The organism is Chroococcus sp. FPU101, from assembly GCF_017312365.1.
In the GTDB taxonomy this organism is placed as follows: domain Bacteria; phylum Cyanobacteriota; class Cyanobacteriia; order Cyanobacteriales; family Microcystaceae; genus Chroococcus.
Genome location: NZ_BLJI01000005.1, coordinates 138,983 through 155,189, shown reverse-complemented (window position 1 = coordinate 155,189; position 16,207 = coordinate 138,983). Strand labels below are relative to the sequence as shown.

12 protein-coding genes are annotated in these 16,207 nt (G+C 40.6%); 8 read left to right on the top strand and 4 right to left on the bottom strand.

The genetic code is table 11. From position 1 onward, the window contains the following. The first annotated feature begins 6 nt into the window (after nt 1-6). From CFPU101_RS07795 to CFPU101_RS07780, 4 genes are all read left to right on the top strand, one after another. Nucleotides 7-1,275 carry a folylpolyglutamate synthase/dihydrofolate synthase family protein gene (locus CFPU101_RS07795; protein ID WP_206814763.1) on the top strand — a complete coding sequence of 423 codons (1,269 nt, stop codon included), beginning with the start codon at nt 7-9 and terminating at the stop codon, nt 1,273-1,275. A gap of 212 nt (nt 1,276-1,487) precedes the next feature. Next, complete coding sequence (locus tag CFPU101_RS07790; protein ID WP_206814762.1) at nt 1,488-2,057, top strand: late competence development ComFB family protein; 570 nt, start codon at nt 1,488-1,490, stop codon at nt 2,055-2,057. A 107-nt stretch (nt 2,058-2,164) separates the two neighbouring features. Next, nucleotides 2,165-5,047, top strand: a complete 2,883-nt coding sequence (locus CFPU101_RS07785) for an RNA helicase (RefSeq protein ID WP_206814761.1) — start codon at nt 2,165-2,167, stop codon at nt 5,045-5,047. 119 nt (nt 5,048-5,166) lie between these two features. Further along, nucleotides 5,167-7,887, top strand: a complete 2,721-nt coding sequence (locus CFPU101_RS07780) for a family 10 glycosylhydrolase (RefSeq protein ID WP_374191939.1) — start codon at nt 5,167-5,169, stop codon at nt 7,885-7,887. Here the strand turns inward: CFPU101_RS07780 and CFPU101_RS07775 are convergent. Continuing rightward, on the bottom strand, nt 7,865-9,058 hold the full coding sequence (locus CFPU101_RS07775; RefSeq protein WP_206814759.1) for an NAD(P)H-quinone oxidoreductase subunit H: 1,194 nt from the start codon (nt 9,056-9,058) through the stop codon (nt 7,865-7,867). The genes CFPU101_RS07780 and CFPU101_RS07775 overlap by 23 nt on opposite strands. Before the next feature lie 390 nt (nt 9,059-9,448). On the opposite strand from CFPU101_RS07775, the gene CFPU101_RS07770 reads away from it, so the two are divergent. From CFPU101_RS07770 to CFPU101_RS07755, 4 genes are all read left to right on the top strand, one after another. Then, nucleotides 9,449-10,729: a DUF4912 domain-containing protein gene (locus tag CFPU101_RS07770; RefSeq protein WP_206814758.1), complete on the top strand. Its 1,281-nt coding sequence runs from the start codon at nt 9,449-9,451 to the stop codon at nt 10,727-10,729. Between the two features lie 354 nt (nt 10,730-11,083). After that, complete coding sequence (locus CFPU101_RS07765; protein ID WP_206814757.1) at nt 11,084-11,959, top strand: ABC transporter ATP-binding protein; 876 nt, start codon at nt 11,084-11,086, stop codon at nt 11,957-11,959. A gap of 5 nt (nt 11,960-11,964) precedes the next feature. After that, the gene (gene scpB, locus CFPU101_RS07760; protein ID WP_206814756.1) at nt 11,965-12,438 is read left to right on the top strand and encodes an SMC-Scp complex subunit ScpB; all 474 of its coding nucleotides are present in this window, start codon (nt 11,965-11,967) and stop codon (nt 12,436-12,438) included. 137 nt (nt 12,439-12,575) lie between these two features. Then, nucleotides 12,576-12,920 (top strand): DUF760 domain-containing protein, encoded by a 345-nt coding sequence (locus CFPU101_RS07755; RefSeq protein ID WP_206814755.1) that lies wholly within the window; start codon nt 12,576-12,578, stop codon nt 12,918-12,920. A gap of 181 nt (nt 12,921-13,101) precedes the next feature. Here the strand turns inward: CFPU101_RS07755 and CFPU101_RS07750 are convergent, their stop codons facing one another. The 3 genes from CFPU101_RS07750 to CFPU101_RS07740 all read right to left on the bottom strand — a co-directional run bounded on the left by CFPU101_RS07750 (nt 13,102) and on the right by CFPU101_RS07740 (nt 16,193). Further along, nucleotides 13,102-15,120, bottom strand: coding sequence for a M48 family metalloprotease (locus CFPU101_RS07750; RefSeq protein ID WP_206814754.1), 2,019 nt, complete (start codon nt 15,118-15,120; stop codon nt 13,102-13,104). Nucleotides 15,121-15,260: 140 nt separating this feature from the next. Continuing rightward, entirely contained in the window at nt 15,261-15,806 is a 546-nt protein-coding gene (locus tag CFPU101_RS07745; RefSeq protein WP_206814753.1) for a GNAT family N-acetyltransferase, read from the bottom strand. A 3-nt stretch (nt 15,807-15,809) separates the two neighbouring features. Beyond that, on the bottom strand, nt 15,810-16,193 hold the full coding sequence (locus tag CFPU101_RS07740) for a hypothetical protein (protein WP_206814752.1): 384 nt from the start codon (nt 16,191-16,193) through the stop codon (nt 15,810-15,812). Nucleotides 16,194-16,207 lie beyond the last annotated feature (14 nt).

Below are 16,207 nucleotides of genomic sequence, written 5' to 3'. Positions count from 1 at the left end.
ATAGTGATGTCAACGAATATTGATGCTTTGCTGGTACCCTTTCAACGTTTTGGGGTACATCTTGGGTTAGAAAGAATTAACCGACTTCTAAGCGCGTTAGGAAATCCTCATCATCAGGTTAAGATTATTCATGTAACAGGTACGAATGGTAAGGGTTCCGTTTGTGCGTATCTGTCCTCTATTTTGACCGAAGCGGGTTACAAAGTGGGTCGGTATATTTCGCCACATCTCATCGACTGGACTGAAAGAATTTGTATCAATGAAACACCCATTACGACAGAAAGCCTCGCAGAAATCCTTAAAACCATTCAATCTGTAATTTCTGCCGATGAAGAAAGTCCAACACAATTTGAAGTCATTACGGCTGCTGCTTGGTACTATTTCGCACAAAATAAAGTAGATCTAGCCATTATGGAAGTGGGTTTAGGGGGAAGACTCGATGCAACCAATGTTTTAGAAAATCCTTTAGTCAGTGTTATTACATCAATTAGTCGAGAACATTGGCAAAATTTAGGCCCGACGATCGCGAACATTGCGACCGAAAAAGCAGGTATTCTAAAGTTAAATTGTCCTGCGGTCATTGGTCAATTACCAACAGAAGCTAAAAGCGTCGTAGAAGAAAAAAGTCAAGCGTTAAACTGTCCGACAATTTGGGTAAAACCTGCAATACTTACCCAAGAACAAACGGCTAAATATCAATTAGAAAATTTAATAGAAATCGAATATCCATTGCCTTTATTAGGTCAAGTACAGTTAATGAATTCTGCGATCGCTATGACTACATTAGGTATTTTACGACAAAACGGCTGGTCAATTTCTGATACAGCAATTTCTCAAGGGATGGAAAAGACACGCTGGTTAGGGCGTTTACAATGGGTTCAATGGAAAAATAAGCGTTTATTAGTCGATGGCGCACATAACCCTGCTGCTGCTGTGGTTTTAAGACAATATGTTAACACTTTAAATCAGTCGATCCATTGGGTGATGGGAATGCTAAGTACAAAGGATCACGAAGATATTTTTCGAGCCATCCTACGTCCCCATGATCGATTATCATTAGTTCCTGTTCCCGATCACAGTACAGCAAATCCTGATTCATTAGCCATTTTAGCTAAAACAGTTTGTCCAAACCTCAGCCAAGTACAAACATTTAATGAGCTTTTTAATGCTTTAGATACAGCCATAGGGGAAAATACTGAACCTGAACCGACTATTGTTTTATGCGGTTCTCTCTATTTAGTTGGTTATTTCTTGAAATACTTATCCAAGTCCTAAATTAATTAGACATAAATAAAGATTTTATAAAGTTTGATTTGTTTGTTTAAAGATTTGATGAATTATCAATCAATTGACCGAAAAGATCTCGACAATTCTACTATAGTTCGATAAATTAAGATGGAGTCAAGAGTAGAATCACTCTTATAAACTCCAAAAAATCTATAGAATTCAGACCCAACAGCTAAAGCGGTATATCGGAGTACAGAGCAATGAATAAAGTTGATCATCAGCCGCCTCATACACACTTAAATATTATAGAAGAGTTAGTCTATGCTGAAATCAAAAAGCAACTTAAACACTATCCATCTTCATTAGCTCAATATCTAAATCAGATTGAAGTAGCTACTTTTGCTCTAAACCGTTTGCCCCCTTTATACGCTTCAAGTGAAAAAGGAAAAAATCAACAGAGATTATTAGGACAAAGACAATATCAAGAACAAATCAAAATAGCCGTTAGACAGGGTATTGCAGCAGTGCAAAGAGATCCGATTCGTTCTTCAACACCCTTGATATCTGAAATAGAATCTAATTCTCAAAAGGCTAAAGTGGCTTTAAACGAATTACAAAAACTCTTAGAAGAACGCGAATTAACTAATTATGAAAAACTCACTTGGGAAAATTTAGTAGGTGTCATGCGACGAGCCTTAAATCGTGTCATTTGGACAGCTTATCAACCAATTGAATCCCCTATAACTTTAATGGATTCAGAAGAGGAACAATTGAGCTTAACCACATTACCTTTTAAAGATTGCCAGATCTTTAGCGATAAACTTCAGTAAAATTAGATACATTTTTAGAGATTTTCACAATCTTCTCACCGTAAACAGGAGTCGTTCGATACAATAGAGCCAATACATCAAATAAACGATATCGGTGTTGCTATTACGTGAATGATTTAGGAACGAATGTACCGTTAGACCTAAAGTTAATTTTTCCCTTTGAACTAGATGAGTTCCAAAAACAGGCGATCTCCGCCCTAGATCGCGGCAAATCCGTTGTAGTATGCGCTCCGACAGGCTCAGGAAAAACCCTGATTGGAGAATATGCGATTTATCGAGCCTTGGCTAGAAAAAAAAGAGTTTTTTATACAACTCCTCTTAAAGCCTTATCTAACCAAAAGTTTCGAGATTTCCAAGAAAAAATAGGTGTTGAAGAAGTCGGCTTAATTACTGGCGATACCGTCTATAATCCTGATGCCGCAGTAGTCGTCATGACAACCGAGATTTTTCGGAATATGCTCTATGAAACCCCCATTGGTCAAGTAGGGACATCTCTCGAAAATGTGGAAACGCTCGTTTTAGATGAATGCCACTACATTAGCGATCGTGGACGTGGTACCGTTTGGGAAGAATCGATTATTTATTGTCCTCCATTTATTCAACTGGTCGCGCTTTCTGCTACTGTTGGTAACCCCGAAGAACTCACCGACTGGATCAACAAAGTTCGTGTTGCTGCGGGTAATGGTCGTCATATTTCCACCTGTGAACTGATTAACTCTGATTATCGACCCGTTCCTCTGCGGTTTTATTTTACAAACAAAGAAGGGCTATTCCCTCTACTTGATGGTAAACAAAGTAAGATTAATCCACGTCTAAAAGAAAAAGGCAATAACGGCAAAAGACGACGCAACAAACGAGAAGACTGTCCTAATATCTCGATGGTCGTTGAACAACTTCGCGCTAAAGATATGTTGCCTGCCATTTACGTGATTTTTAGTCGTCGGGGTTGTGATCAGGCGATGCGAGAATTAAAAGGGATCACACTGGTTAATGAAGCTGAAACCAGAGCCATTCATTATCGCCTTTTAGTCTTCTTTTTGTCGGAAAATCTACCGCTACAAGAAGCCTTATTACAATGGTTTGAACCCGAAAATCCGAAATTATACGAGAAATTAGCCGCCTTTTTAGCAAATCAGCCCCAAGCAGAAGAGCGACTGCTTGACTTTTTACTCTTAAATTCTTCGGTCGCACTAACTTTGTGGCAATTTTTAGCCGAAGTGTCTCAACTCATTAGACTCGATCAACTTGAACCCCTAACGCGAGGCATTGCCGCCCATCATGCGGGAATTTTACCGCTTTGGAAAGAATTAGTAGAACAATTGTTTGAGGTGGGCTTAATTAAAGTTGTTTTCGCTACGGCAACCCTTTCGGCGGGAATTAATATGCCAGCGCGAACAACGGTAATTTCAGCCCTTTCTAAGCGAACCGATGACGGTCATAGTATGTTGACCCCCTCAGAATTTGTGCAAATTGCAGGGCGCGCAGGACGTAGGGGTATGGATGAAGTAGGCCATGTCGTTACCGTACAAACTCCCTTTGAAGGAGCAAAAGAAGCCGCTTTTTTGGCTACTGCTAAACCCGAACCTTTACAAAGTTGTTTTACACCCTCTTATGGGATGGTGTTAAACCTACTGCAAAAACATTCTTTAGAAGAGGCGAAAGATTTATTAGAAAGAAGTTTCGCGGAATATTTAGCCCGACTCAGACTGACTCCAGATAAACAAGCGATCGCAACTCTTACCACTGAACTTGCTAAACTGGATATCGAATTAGCGGGAGTCGAACAGACACAGGTGATCAGTTATCAAAAGCTAAAAGAACGCCTCAGAGAAGAAGAACGTCTGTTCAAAATCTTAGAACAGCAAGTGACTAACCAGACTAAACAGGAAATTATTAGCAAACTTCCTCAGATAGCACCAGGTCAAATTTTGCATCTCAAAGGCAAGTATATTAAAGTCAGTGACCCGATTCGATCCATTTTTGTTTGCACCGTCTCAGGAGCAGGGCAAGCCCCTGATTTAGTCTGTTTAGGGGAGGATAACCGTTGGTATCTTGCACCCTATGGCGATGTCACTGCGATTAATTCTGGTTCTGTGCCAATTCGTGCATTAGATCATTTGTCCTATTCTCAGTTAGACTTTAAACAACTGGGGGGTAACCGCAAAGGGGATGAAGAAACAGCCCAAATTAGTCAAAAAATTGAAGCTTATGCTCGTCCTATAGAAACACCTGTCGAACTTATAGAACAAGCGCAACGAATTGCTCAAGTCGAAACACAACTAAACGAACATCCAATCAATCAACGGAAAAACCCTGGCCGATTGCTGAAATTGTTTTATCATCGTCTTAGTTTGCGCGAACAACTCCACAAAAGCCAAATTCAATTACAAAAACAGCAGTCTCGTAAATCTTATTATTGGGAAGAATTTCTTAATTTGATTGAAATTTTACGAGAATTTAACGCTTTAGACGGTTATCACCCGACCGAATTAGGCAAAGCCGCAGCAACGATTCGCGGTGAAAATGAGCTTTGGTTAGGTTTAGCCCTGATGTCGGGGCAACTCGATCATTTAGAACCTCATGATTTAGCGGCTGCCATGAGTGCTGTGATTACAGAACCATTACGCCCTGATACTTGGTGTAATTATCCCGCACCCGCAGAAGTTTTAGAAACATTTCGCCGCACTGAACCCAACCCAGTCAGTTTACGAGAAATTCGCCGTCAACTTTATCAAGCTCAAACTCGCTATGAAATTACAATCCCAGTTTGGTTAGAAAATCAGTTATTAGGTTTGGTAGCTCAGTGGACACAGGGCAGTCAATGGCAAGAAATTTGTGAAAATACAAATCTGGATGAAGGTGATCTAGTGCGTCTGTTGCGACGTACCGTTGATTTACTCTGGCAAATTCCCCAAATCCAAGGAATACCAGCAAATCTTAGAGAAAATGCGAGAACAGCAATTACAGCGATGAAGCGTTTTCCGATCTAATTGTTTAGCTACATCTTAATCCGTTTATGAAAAAAGTTTCCTGTATTAAAATAAACGGCTATTATATTTTTGACAGGTTGCGAAACAAGGTGAGGAAAAAGTTTGTGTCAAAGTCGAAATTGAAAAAAATTAGAAAAGCCAATTTATTTTCTGTCCACTTTCTCACTTTTTGTTTAACACTTTGCCCCTTTAAATTTTTGCAAAAACCTGTACTTGCTCTGGGTATTCCTGTTGGAGTCGTCAGAAGTCAAGAAAATGTGAAACAATGGTCAACAATCACAGAACGCTTGCAGTCTGTTGGGGTTAGTTACTGTATTCTAGATACGGTAAATTGGCAAGAAGAAAAGGATCTTAATAACTTTAAGGTTTTGTTTTTGCCTAATGTCGAAAATATTAATGGTTCACAGGCGAGCGCACTTCAACAATGGATGAGTCGCGGGGGGCAGGTAATTGTTACAGGGCCAACCGGAAATCTGTCTCAGCCTGAAATTCGGACAAAATTAAAATCGATTTTCGGTGCTTATTGGGGTTTTGCCAATAGTTCGGCGGCTACTCTTAAGCTTAATGAGTCTGGACAAACTAATTTTTCTAATCCACGTAGTTTATCGAATACTCTCACAGGTGGTGTCATTATTCCTACTGGTGTAAACAGCCAAACTTTAGCAATTTGGTTATCCAAAGGTAAACCCCCTGCTGTCGTTGGCACCCGCAAAGCTACTTATTTGGGGTGGCGTTGGGGTGTTGATGGAGTTTCTCCTGAAAGTCTTGACTCAGCTTGGTTAAGGGCGGCTCTCTCGCGTCATGGTGTCACCCCAGAAGTAAACGCCATGTTACAAGCAGTCCCCTGTCAAGAAAACTCTAATATTGCTCGAAATACAAAACCTGCTGTTACAGCGTCACCTACAGCGAAAAAGCCACAAACACTCGTAAACCAGACCGTAACAGAACCACAACCTCAAGAACAGGTTAGACTTCTTGAACCTGCTCAACCTCAAGGCTTTACCAAGCAACAAGTTACTGAAATGAGCGATGAGTTGAGTGATCTAATTTCTCGTTATGAAAGTACATTACTAGCAGCCAACGCGAGTAACAGTAATTTGGATTTATCGTCAAGAAAAATTATTGAAACTTCACAACAAAATAATACAGATCTCAGTACATCAAGGGATCATCATTCATCAAAAATTGTGCAACAAGCTAAAGAAACCCTTGTCAATTTTCAGCAACTTGTTGAGGCGAAACAATATGAACAAGCTAGAGAACTTTGGTTAAATGCACGACGAACACTCTGGGATAATTATCCAACCGATCGCCAGTTTGCACAACCCGAAATACGGGCGATGTGGTTAGATCGAGGAACGATCGTACAAGCAAAATCAGAAGCAGATTTAGCTAAAATATTTGATCGCATGGCTTTTGCTGGAATTAACGTCGTTTTTTTTGAGACGATTAATGCAAGTTACCCGATTTATCCGAGTGCGATCGCTCCAGAACAAAATCCTTTAACTCAAGGTTGGGACCCTCTAAAAGCTGCTGTTAAACTTGCTCACGAAAGAGGGATGGAAATTCACGCCTGGACATGGATTTTCGCGGCTGCTAATCAACGTCATAATGAAGTGATGGGACAACCGAAAAACTATTTAGGCCCAGTGTTGTCGCTTCATCCCGACTGGGCTATTACGAATAAAGAGGGCGATCCCTTTGACTACGGACGAGACTATAAAAAAGCATTTTATGATCCCGCTAATCCCGAAGTACAGCAATATCTTTTATCGCTCCTAGAAGAAATTGTAAGAAACTATGATGTTGATGGGGTGCAGTTTGACTATATTCGCTATCCCTTTCAAGCACCACAAGCGAATGAAACCTTTGGCTATAGTAATTCTTCAAGATGGCTGTTTAAACAAGAAACGGGAGTTGATCCGATTGATCTTGATCCCAATAGTCCATTATGGAATTCTTGGACAAGTTTTCGGGCGCAACAGGTAACTAATTTTGTGGCGATCGCTTCAACTCGTTTAAAACAAATTAAACCTAATCTTGTGATTTCGGCGGCGGTTTTTCCCCTACCCCAACGTGAACGTTTATACAGACTTCAACAAAATTGGGAACTTTGGGGACAAAATGATTGGGTTGATCTAATTTGTCTGATGACCTATGCTCTGGATACGGGAAATTTAGAAGAACGAACACAATTGCTGTATGAACCGATGACGGCGGGTGCTAGTTTAATTATTCCAGGTATTCGCTTACTCAAAGTGCCTGATCCAGTAACCGTCGATCAGATGCAACTACTCCGTAATATGCCAACCACAGGTTTTGCGCTTTTTGCTGCCGAAAATTTAACCCCCAATTTAGAGGGTATTTTAAATCGGACTCAGGGGGCTATTTCTCCTCAAAACCCCGAACCCCTTCCCTATCGTCAACCGTTCCAAGCAGCAGCCCTTCGTTTTCAAGCTTTACAAAAAGAGTGGAGTTTTTTAATCGTTAATCAGCAATTAGCGATGAATGAAGGGACTCTAAAATATTGGAGTCAACAGGCGGATTATTTGGCTGGAACCTTAAATCAATTAGCTCAAAATCCCTCACCTGCTAATTTAGCTTATGCTCAAAGCACTCTTAAAAAGTTTCGCGCTTCTATGGAGAGTTGGATGAGTGAACATCAGCAACAAAATGCTTATCAAGTCCAAGTTTGGCAAAATCGGATTGATGCGATCGAACGCTTATTAGTTTATGGCGATCGCTTAACTCAAAAAACGCTGAGGGAGCAAAACAAGAATTTTAAGGGAATGGAAGTAAATCCAATCCCTAATAAAATTATCGATCAACCGAACCCATAATGATATCAATACTGCCTAAAATCGCCATAATATCGGCTACTTTTACGCCTTTTAAAAGGTGAGGTAAAATTTGCAGATTATTAAAGTCGGCGGCGCGAATTTTCCAACGCCAAGGGAACAGATCATCATTACCAATGATAAAAATCCCAAGTTCGCCTTTACCACTTTCTAGGCGTACATAATGTTCACCTTTAGGAATCTTAAAAGTTGGCGGAACTTTTTTAGCAATGTACTGATAGTCTGGGCCATTCCATTCCGATTTTTTGCCTTCTGCTAACCGCTTGGCTTCTAAATTCTCATAAGGTCCACCAGGTAAAGCTTTGATGGCTTGTCGGATGATTTTGACCGATTCGCGCATTTCCCGAACCCGAACGAGATAACGAGCAAAACAATCTCCAGCCGTTTCCCACTGAACATCCCAGTCTAACTCATCATAACATTCGTAGCGATCAACCTTGCGTAAGTCCCATTTCACGCCAGAAGCCCGTAACATTGGCCCACTACAACCCCAGTTAATCGCTTCATCTCGTGTGATTGTCCCGACACCTTCAACACGACGACGGAAAATCGGATTATTGGTGATCAATTTTTCATATTCATCGACTTTAGGTTCAAAGTAATCACAGAAGTCGAGACATTTATCCACCCATCCATAGGGTAAATCAACTGCTACCCCACCAACACGGAAATAGTTATTATTTACCATGCGATAGCCCGTTGCAGCTTCCCACAGATCGTAAATCAGTTCCCGTTCGCGGAAAATGTAGAAAAAGGGAGTTTGCGCGCCAACGTCTGCCATAAAGGGGCCTAACCACAGTAGATGATTCGCAATACGGTTTAATTCGAGCATAATCACTCGAATATACTGCGCCCGCTTCGGTACTGGAATATTCGCTAACTTTTCGGGTGCATTAACCGTAATTGCCTCGTTAAACATCCCTGCTGCATAGTCCCAACGGCTAACATAGGGGACATACATCACAGTTGTTCGACTTTCGGCGATTTTTTCCATCCCACGATGTAAATAACCAATGACGGGTTCACAATCAATCACATCCTCACCATCAAGAGTGACGATTAAGCGCAAAACCCCGTGCATTGAGGGATGATGCGGCCCCATGTTAAGTACCATGGGTTCTGTTCTAGTTTCAATTTTTGCCGTGTTTGCCATATCAGCTTGCAAGTGTTCCCTTATTGCCTTAGTCAAGAATATTATAAGAAACTTTACCAACAAGTTTGTGATAGATCATCGTCTTGTCCATAGAATTTCTGAGTTTAAACAATTGATCTCCGTCACATCAGTTTTGTTATGAAATCATGACATATTGATCCCCGTGTGGCTATTAAACTCGTGAATTGCCGATAAATTAAGCTTTTAACCCCTTGACCATTAGGGGAAAAGTTTTGTTACATAAAGAGTAATTCCTGATCCCAGTGAGTGTAAAAACCTACTGAATGGAAAAACAACAGCAAGGCATCTGATCTGGTGTGATCAAAATGACCTACTTTTGACAGGAGTAGATGACGCCCTGAACGCGAGAATCGGAGAGTTTACGTACAAATGGCACAAGAACGCCCAACTTTAGATGAAATGACTTTACGGCAACTGCGTCGAGTTGCGAGTCAATACAATATCTCTCGTTACAGCAGAATGCGGAAATCGCAATTACTAGAAGCTGTACTTCAAGCTATGAAAATGCAGGGAACGCTGAGTCCCATGATTAGCCCAACTTATACAGATACGATTCAAGAGGAGCAAAAAGTGGAAGCATCGAAGTTTGAGTTAGGTCAAAATGATGAAATCGGAAGTTCTTTAGCGACAGTTGATGAAGGGCTAGGAGATTTGCCCAGAGGATATGGAGAAAGCCGTATCGTTTTGATGCCTAGAGATCCCCAATGGGCTTATGCTTACTGGGATATCCCAAATAATCATAAAGAAGATCTACGTCGTCAAGGCGGTCAACAACTGGCTTTACGTCTGTATGATGTAACCGATGTTAGCTTAGAATATCAAAGCCCTCACAGTGTTCAAGAATATCTCTGTGATGAAATGGCTAGAGAATGGTATATGCCGATCCCTGTGAGCGATCGTGATTATGTCATCGATATCGGTTATCGTTGTGCTGATGGTCGTTGGCTGATTTTAGGACGCTCAACACCCGTTCGTATTCCTCCAGTTTATCCCTCTGATTGGATTGAAGATGTTTTTGTAACCGTCAACTGGCAAGAAGAACTCGTTAGCAAAACCATTTACGAACTTGTTCCCCCCAGTAAGCGTCAACAAAGCTACACGGCACCGACACCAGCAGATATGGCTAATCCGCTTTATGATAATCTCTTTGCAATGGCTCAAGGAGTTGAAGCACAAAGGATTGCAGGTTCTCTGTTTGGTTCGATGCAACAAGTTCCATCATCGGCACTACCCCAAGAGGTTCTCAGTTCCTACGTCTTCCCCTCGGGCGTTGGTATGTGGGCTGTTCCTACTGTTTCGGGTGAGCTAAGTTATTCGGGCGTCGGCATGATGTCGGGTGTTGGTTTCTCGGCTTCGGCAATTCCCACACGTCCTCGGAAATTCTGGTTAGTAGCTGATGCAGAATTAATCGTTTATGGTGCGACAGAACCCGATGCTACGGTAACAATTGGCGGTCGTCCGATTAAACTTAATTCTGATGGTACCTTCCGTTTCCAAATGTCTTTCCAAGACGGTTTAATCGATTATCCGATTATGGCAGTTGCAGTAGATGGCGAACAAACTCGCTCAATCCACATGAAGTTCAACCGTGAAACTCCTTCGCGCAACACTAACACTAAAGATGAAGCTGTTTTAGAATGGCTTTCCTGAAATACATAAAATCATTAATTTGTCAAATAAAATATAGATTTACAAAAATCATAGAATCCCCAGCCTTTAAGTGTTGGGGTTTTTCATCGCTGAATCATTCAACGTGTGAAGAATATCAACAATATTGAGTGAGTTACGTCACCAACTTAATTTAATTCTGGGTTTATCTTATAAGAGATTAAAGATTAAGCTCTCTAAAAAACCACCCAATTTGAAGACAGACTCTAGGAAAATTCCTCTAGGGTCTTTTGCCTTTTTGGGTGATCGTAGAGACGCGTCATGGCTCGTCTCTATCAATTATTTAGGGATTTGGGATAGACTAGAGAAATAGTGAATTTTTGTAACAAAAGAATAATGGTTGCGGCGATTTCCGTTCAAAACGTATACAAGCTTTATAATCAAGTTCCAGTGGTTGATAATCTTTCTTTTGATATTGAAGAGGGAGAAATTTTTGGTTTACTCGGGCCCAATGGTGCGGGAAAATCAACCACCATTCGGATGATGATTACTCTAACCCAACCGTCACAAGGACAGATTCAAGTCGCAGGGTATGATATTCATCGTCATCGTGATCAGGTAAAACGTAATATAGGTGTTGTATTACAACAAATCAGTATTGATGGTGAACTGACGGTTTGGGAGAATATGGAATTTCATGGACGAATGCACCATATCCCTAATAGCCAGCGACAATCCTTAATCGATCAGTGGCTTGATTATATGAGTTTAATCGATCGCAAAGACGTATTAGCAAAAACCCTTTCAGGTGGGATGAAGCGACGGTTACAAATTGCTCGTGCTTTATTACATCAACCGCGAATTCTCTTTCTAGATGAGCCTACCGTCGGTTTAGACCCACAGAACCGCCGTCGTTTGTGGGAAGTCATTCGAGACTTAAATCGTCAGGGAATGACCATATTATTAACTACTCATTACATGGAAGAAGTTGAATTCTTGTGTGGTGAGCAAGGAACGGGAAAACAGGGTAGGATCGGTATTATGGATAGCGGAAAATTGATCAAATTAGGAACCCTGACTGATTTTCGTCATAAATATGGCGAAGGTTTAGTGATTAAACAAGTAGAAGATCATTTAGATTACAAGTTTTTTCCTACTTTGGAGCAAGCGAATTTGTATTTAGAAACTCTTGTCGATAAAACAGGTGTGATGAGTCGAGCGTCCAATTTAGAAGATATTTTTGTGGAAATGACTGGACACCGTTTAGATTAAATAACATGAGACTAGCGACAAAAATTGAAGCTATTCTTTATTTGAAAGGTCAACCTCTTTCTCTAGGCGAACTTGCCGAATGTGCGGGATGCGATCGCTCTGAAGTAGAAGATGCGATGATAGAATTGATGTCAGACTATGCCCATCGAGATAGTGCTTTAGAAGTTATTGAAACACCAACGGGTTATAGTTTGCAATTGCGTTCGCTTTATCAAAACCTAATGCAAGACTTGATCCCCGCCGAACTTGGAACGGGTTGTCTGAGAACCTTAGCCGCGATCGCACTGAAAAGTCCCATTTTGCAAACCGATTTAATTATGCTTCGAGGCAGTACCGCTTATCAACAGGTACAAGAATTGGTGGAGTTAGGATTTATTCGCAAACGTCGTCAAATAGATGGGCGTTCTTATTGGCTAGAAGTAACCGATAAATTTCATCAATATTTTGAGATCGATCAAATCTCTCAGTTATTGGGCTAATCATTCATCATCATGTCAATTCACTCAAAGCAAGATCTTTAAATGATGAGTAATCAGAAGATAGTATGAAACTACTCACCGTTTTAATTCAAGTAAGTTAACCTAGAGTAAATATTGATCTAATTCTAAGAAATATAATGAGCTTTAACCCTGATTTCTTGCACAATATCTCCGAAGAACAGGACGACAACACCTTAATGGAATATCTTCAGAGACAACAACCTGAAACCTTAGCTTATATTGCTCAGTCAGCGAGTCCTGAGATTAAACAAATCATTAATAACAATGTTATGGGTATCGTGGGGATGTTGCCTTCAGAAGAATTTAATATACAAATTACCACTGACCGTGAAAATCTCGCAAATTTATTAGCTAGTGCGATGATGACGGGCTACTTTTTAAGTCAAATGGAACAACGGCGCGATTTAGAAGTGGCGTTATCTAATGTTGATTCGATTCCTCCCCAACCGCCTAAAAATTAAAAATAAAATTAACCCCCTTTAGCAAAACAAGCCAAAACCAAAATAGAAAGGAGCAATCCTGGAACCAGTAAACCCAGCAGATAAGAAAATTCAGTTAAAGTCATAAATCCTTGGTTGATGAGTTTTCTTTCTTTTACGCTAACTTAATTACTGGTTTTGTAGGACGCAACTTAAGAAAGTTTTAAGCTTGGGGAACGCTAAATAACAACAACCCGCCAATGATAATAGCAATGATACCCATGACTATTTCCCAAAAACGGTGATGGCTTTTAATGGTTGTCCCTCGGTGCGTTATTGAAATCCAATCAATCCAAGGGGTAACGCTACGGCGAAACCACCCCACCATACGGACATCTTCACCAATTAACTTTTGAACTTTAGTCCAACCAAACAGAAAATTACCTAAGCCACCCAAACGAGAGGAATAGCGGGTAAAAATTAGCCCTGTGGCATCTTGTACCATCAAATCAGAGCCAAATTGATATCCTGCGTCCCCGCGTCCGATAATTTGACCTTTGATCTTTACGGGACGACCTCTTAACGGACTAGCATAAGGATCACTCATCAGCGTAAAAATATCGGTAACCGTCGCTTTGTTGAGATTAGGATACATAACAGCGACTTTAATCAGTGTACCAAAGCCAAAACCGATTAATGGTAAGCTAAGCCATGCTAGAACATGATTTGATTCAGATTGTAACAAGATCAATGTAGAAAGTAGCCCCAAAACTATACCAATCAATTGAGCATTAAACAGAAAAATATCAAAAACAAAATTGCCATAGAGTTTAGAGCGATCTAGATTTTTACCCTCTTTGACCACATCTGCCATATTAAACTCAGTGGGTAAGTCCATTTGCTCAGCATAGGTACTCAACGCTCGAACCCGTTTCCCCGTTAGTGGATGCGTTGAATTAATTTCTGTCCACCATCCCCAAGGGTTATACAAATCCCATAAAAAGACTCGTCCAATTCTGCGGGCATCACTGGTAATACGATAAGCAGTTCCTACACCAACGGCGGCTTTGAGATCATAAATTCCGAGGGCGCGAGTTCCTTCTAATAGTGTAATCGGTTGATTAGCGTTCTGTTGTTCTAAAATCCCGTAGGCAATTTTTACTAATGCACGAGATAAACCATTTGGGTTTCCAGTGACTTCGGCAGCAAAATGATCAGCAAAATATTCTCTAGTCCGTGATAAATAAAGTGTTAAATAGGTGCCGATGAAATAGAAAATATAAGCCCCAAGTGCTGCCATATTGACGACATCACCGATTTTATTATCATTTTTGCGACAGATCTGACGGGCAAATATATAGATTAGATAAGTGATTTGAACTAATGTTGCTGCGATCGTCATTATCGCAAAATCCCAATGGACAATATGCCCTAATTCATGAGCATACACTGTAGCCACTTCATCATCAGCAAGATATGTAAAAAGTCCCTGACTGACGACTAAACGAGCCTGATTGGGCAAGGAACCGTAAGTAAAAGCGGTGGGGTTTTCATCGTCAATAATGCCTAAACGCGGCGTATTCAGTCCTTTTTCGCGGCAAACATTTTGAATTACCGATACGGCTTCGGGACTATAACGCTTAATTTCGCTCAAAGTTACCCAACGTGTTTTATACAGCCAATTTTGTGTTAAATCCATAATCCAAGGGGACACAAAAAAAACGACTGCATTAAAAACGAGGGTGACAAGAACGGAAATTCCTAAACCCGTGACAGGATTGACTGAATCGTTAAGTATCAATAATAATGCTAAACATAGCATCATCACCATGCCAAACAGCAAGAAAATGGTGATGCTGGATGCTAAAGCTAGATTTCCCCCGATCCCTTGCATGGCTAACTTAACACCGTAAGAAGTGGTACGTCCTGCTTTTGAGGAGATTTGGGCGATCGGATGAGAAGACACTACACTATTTTGTCGCTCTTCGGCATCAAGAATCAATAGAAAACTTTTAGCCCAAGAACGGGTTTCTCGATCTTTATGCTTTGTCAGTTCTTGAGCAATCTTAATCGCTTGTTCTTTATAATTATTGCCTCGATAAGCCCGCGCTAACGCCATTTTACCTTGAATATAAAAAGGTGATTGCACATTGGCTGATTGCTGGCAATAGGTTTCTAATAGTGCGATCGCTTCAGTGTATTCTTGCCTTTGTAAGGCTTTTATACCTTCTTCGAGTGACATCGGTTTTTTCTCCAAAGCAACGTCAAACAATGTTTCCTAATCTATAAATACCCATAACGCCATCTATTATTTACATTAGGTCGAGATTGTCAGTTTTGTTGCAGGATAAACAAGCCCTCGAAAATGCTCAAAGCTTTAAATCAGAGTAAATGATTAAAGGCTTTTTCTAATTCAAACAGTAATAACTCGCAGCCATGATATTTATTAGTTCGTCCCATCGGCAACATACCTAAACGTTGTGTGACGCGGACTGAGGCTAAATTATCGGGATGAACCACTGCATAAATAATTGATAAATTTAACTCCTGAAAACTATATTCTAAAACACGTTGAGCCGCTTCAGTTGCATAGCCTCTTCCCCAATAGTCATAACCCAAATGCCAGCCAATTTCATAATCTGATGTTGGATTTCCTAGATGATCTGGTAACAATTGAAGAATAATTGACCCAACTATCTCGCCTGTGTTTTTCTCAGTAATTGCCCACCAATTTGTACCATTATTAAGAAGCCGATATTTGTCAAGTTTTTGGAATAAATATTCACAAACTGATGCGAGATCGGGACGGATTGATCTTAAAAATTTTGTGACATTGGGATGACCATAAATTTGTAAAGCGGCTGTTGCATCTTTTGGTAGTTGCCAATCGCGGATGATCAGTCGTTCAGTTTCAAATCGAAGGGACATAAGCTAGGATTGGGAGGAGACGAACTGACGCAATTTTGTTAAACTCCAAGTTTGCCCTAAATTAAGCGGTAGGAGTGAGATACCCTCTAAACGAGATTGTACCCATCCATCGCCCCAAGACCACTCATGATAGCCATCTATGCCCTGTGAAAGCAACATTCTTAGACAGTTATCATTGACGTTTTCTATTTGATGATGAATTGGAATTACACCCACCCAACTTGTAAAACTCATCCCTGTCGTAAGTTGTTCGGGTAAACTGGGTTCAAATGTTTGAGGCCATAACCATTGACGGAGATTGCTAAATTTGAGGAGACTGTCTTTAATTTTAGTTTCGCTGGCGTTGAGTTCAATTCTCAGATGACTGGCTTGAAAATTTCCTAGCATGGTGTTGCGTTCAG

What these genes read in the sequence shown, in the direction of transcription:
- CFPU101_RS07795 (WP_206814763.1), top strand. Translation starts at nt 7, where the DNA reads ATGTCAACGAATATTGATGCTTTGCTGGTACCCTTTCAACGTTTTGGG.
- CFPU101_RS07790 (WP_206814762.1), top strand. Translation starts at nt 1,488, where the DNA reads ATGAATAAAGTTGATCATCAGCCGCCTCATACACACTTAAATATTATA.
- CFPU101_RS07775 (WP_206814759.1), bottom strand. Translation starts at nt 9,058, where the DNA reads ATGGCAAACACGGCAAAAATTGAAACTAGAACAGAACCCATGGTACTT.
- CFPU101_RS07770 (WP_206814758.1), top strand. Translation starts at nt 9,449, where the DNA reads ATGGCACAAGAACGCCCAACTTTAGATGAAATGACTTTACGGCAACTG.
- CFPU101_RS07765 (WP_206814757.1), top strand. Translation starts at nt 11,084, where the DNA reads ATGGTTGCGGCGATTTCCGTTCAAAACGTATACAAGCTTTATAATCAA.
- scpB (WP_206814756.1), top strand. Translation starts at nt 11,965, where the DNA reads ATGAGACTAGCGACAAAAATTGAAGCTATTCTTTATTTGAAAGGTCAA.
- CFPU101_RS07755 (WP_206814755.1), top strand. Translation starts at nt 12,576, where the DNA reads ATGAGCTTTAACCCTGATTTCTTGCACAATATCTCCGAAGAACAGGAC.
- CFPU101_RS07750 (WP_206814754.1), bottom strand. Translation starts at nt 15,120, where the DNA reads ATGTCACTCGAAGAAGGTATAAAAGCCTTACAAAGGCAAGAATACACT.
- CFPU101_RS07745 (WP_206814753.1), bottom strand. Translation starts at nt 15,806, where the DNA reads ATGTCCCTTCGATTTGAAACTGAACGACTGATCATCCGCGATTGGCAA.
- CFPU101_RS07740 (WP_206814752.1), bottom strand. Translation starts at nt 16,193, where the DNA reads ATGCTAGGAAATTTTCAAGCCAGTCATCTGAGAATTGAACTCAACGCC.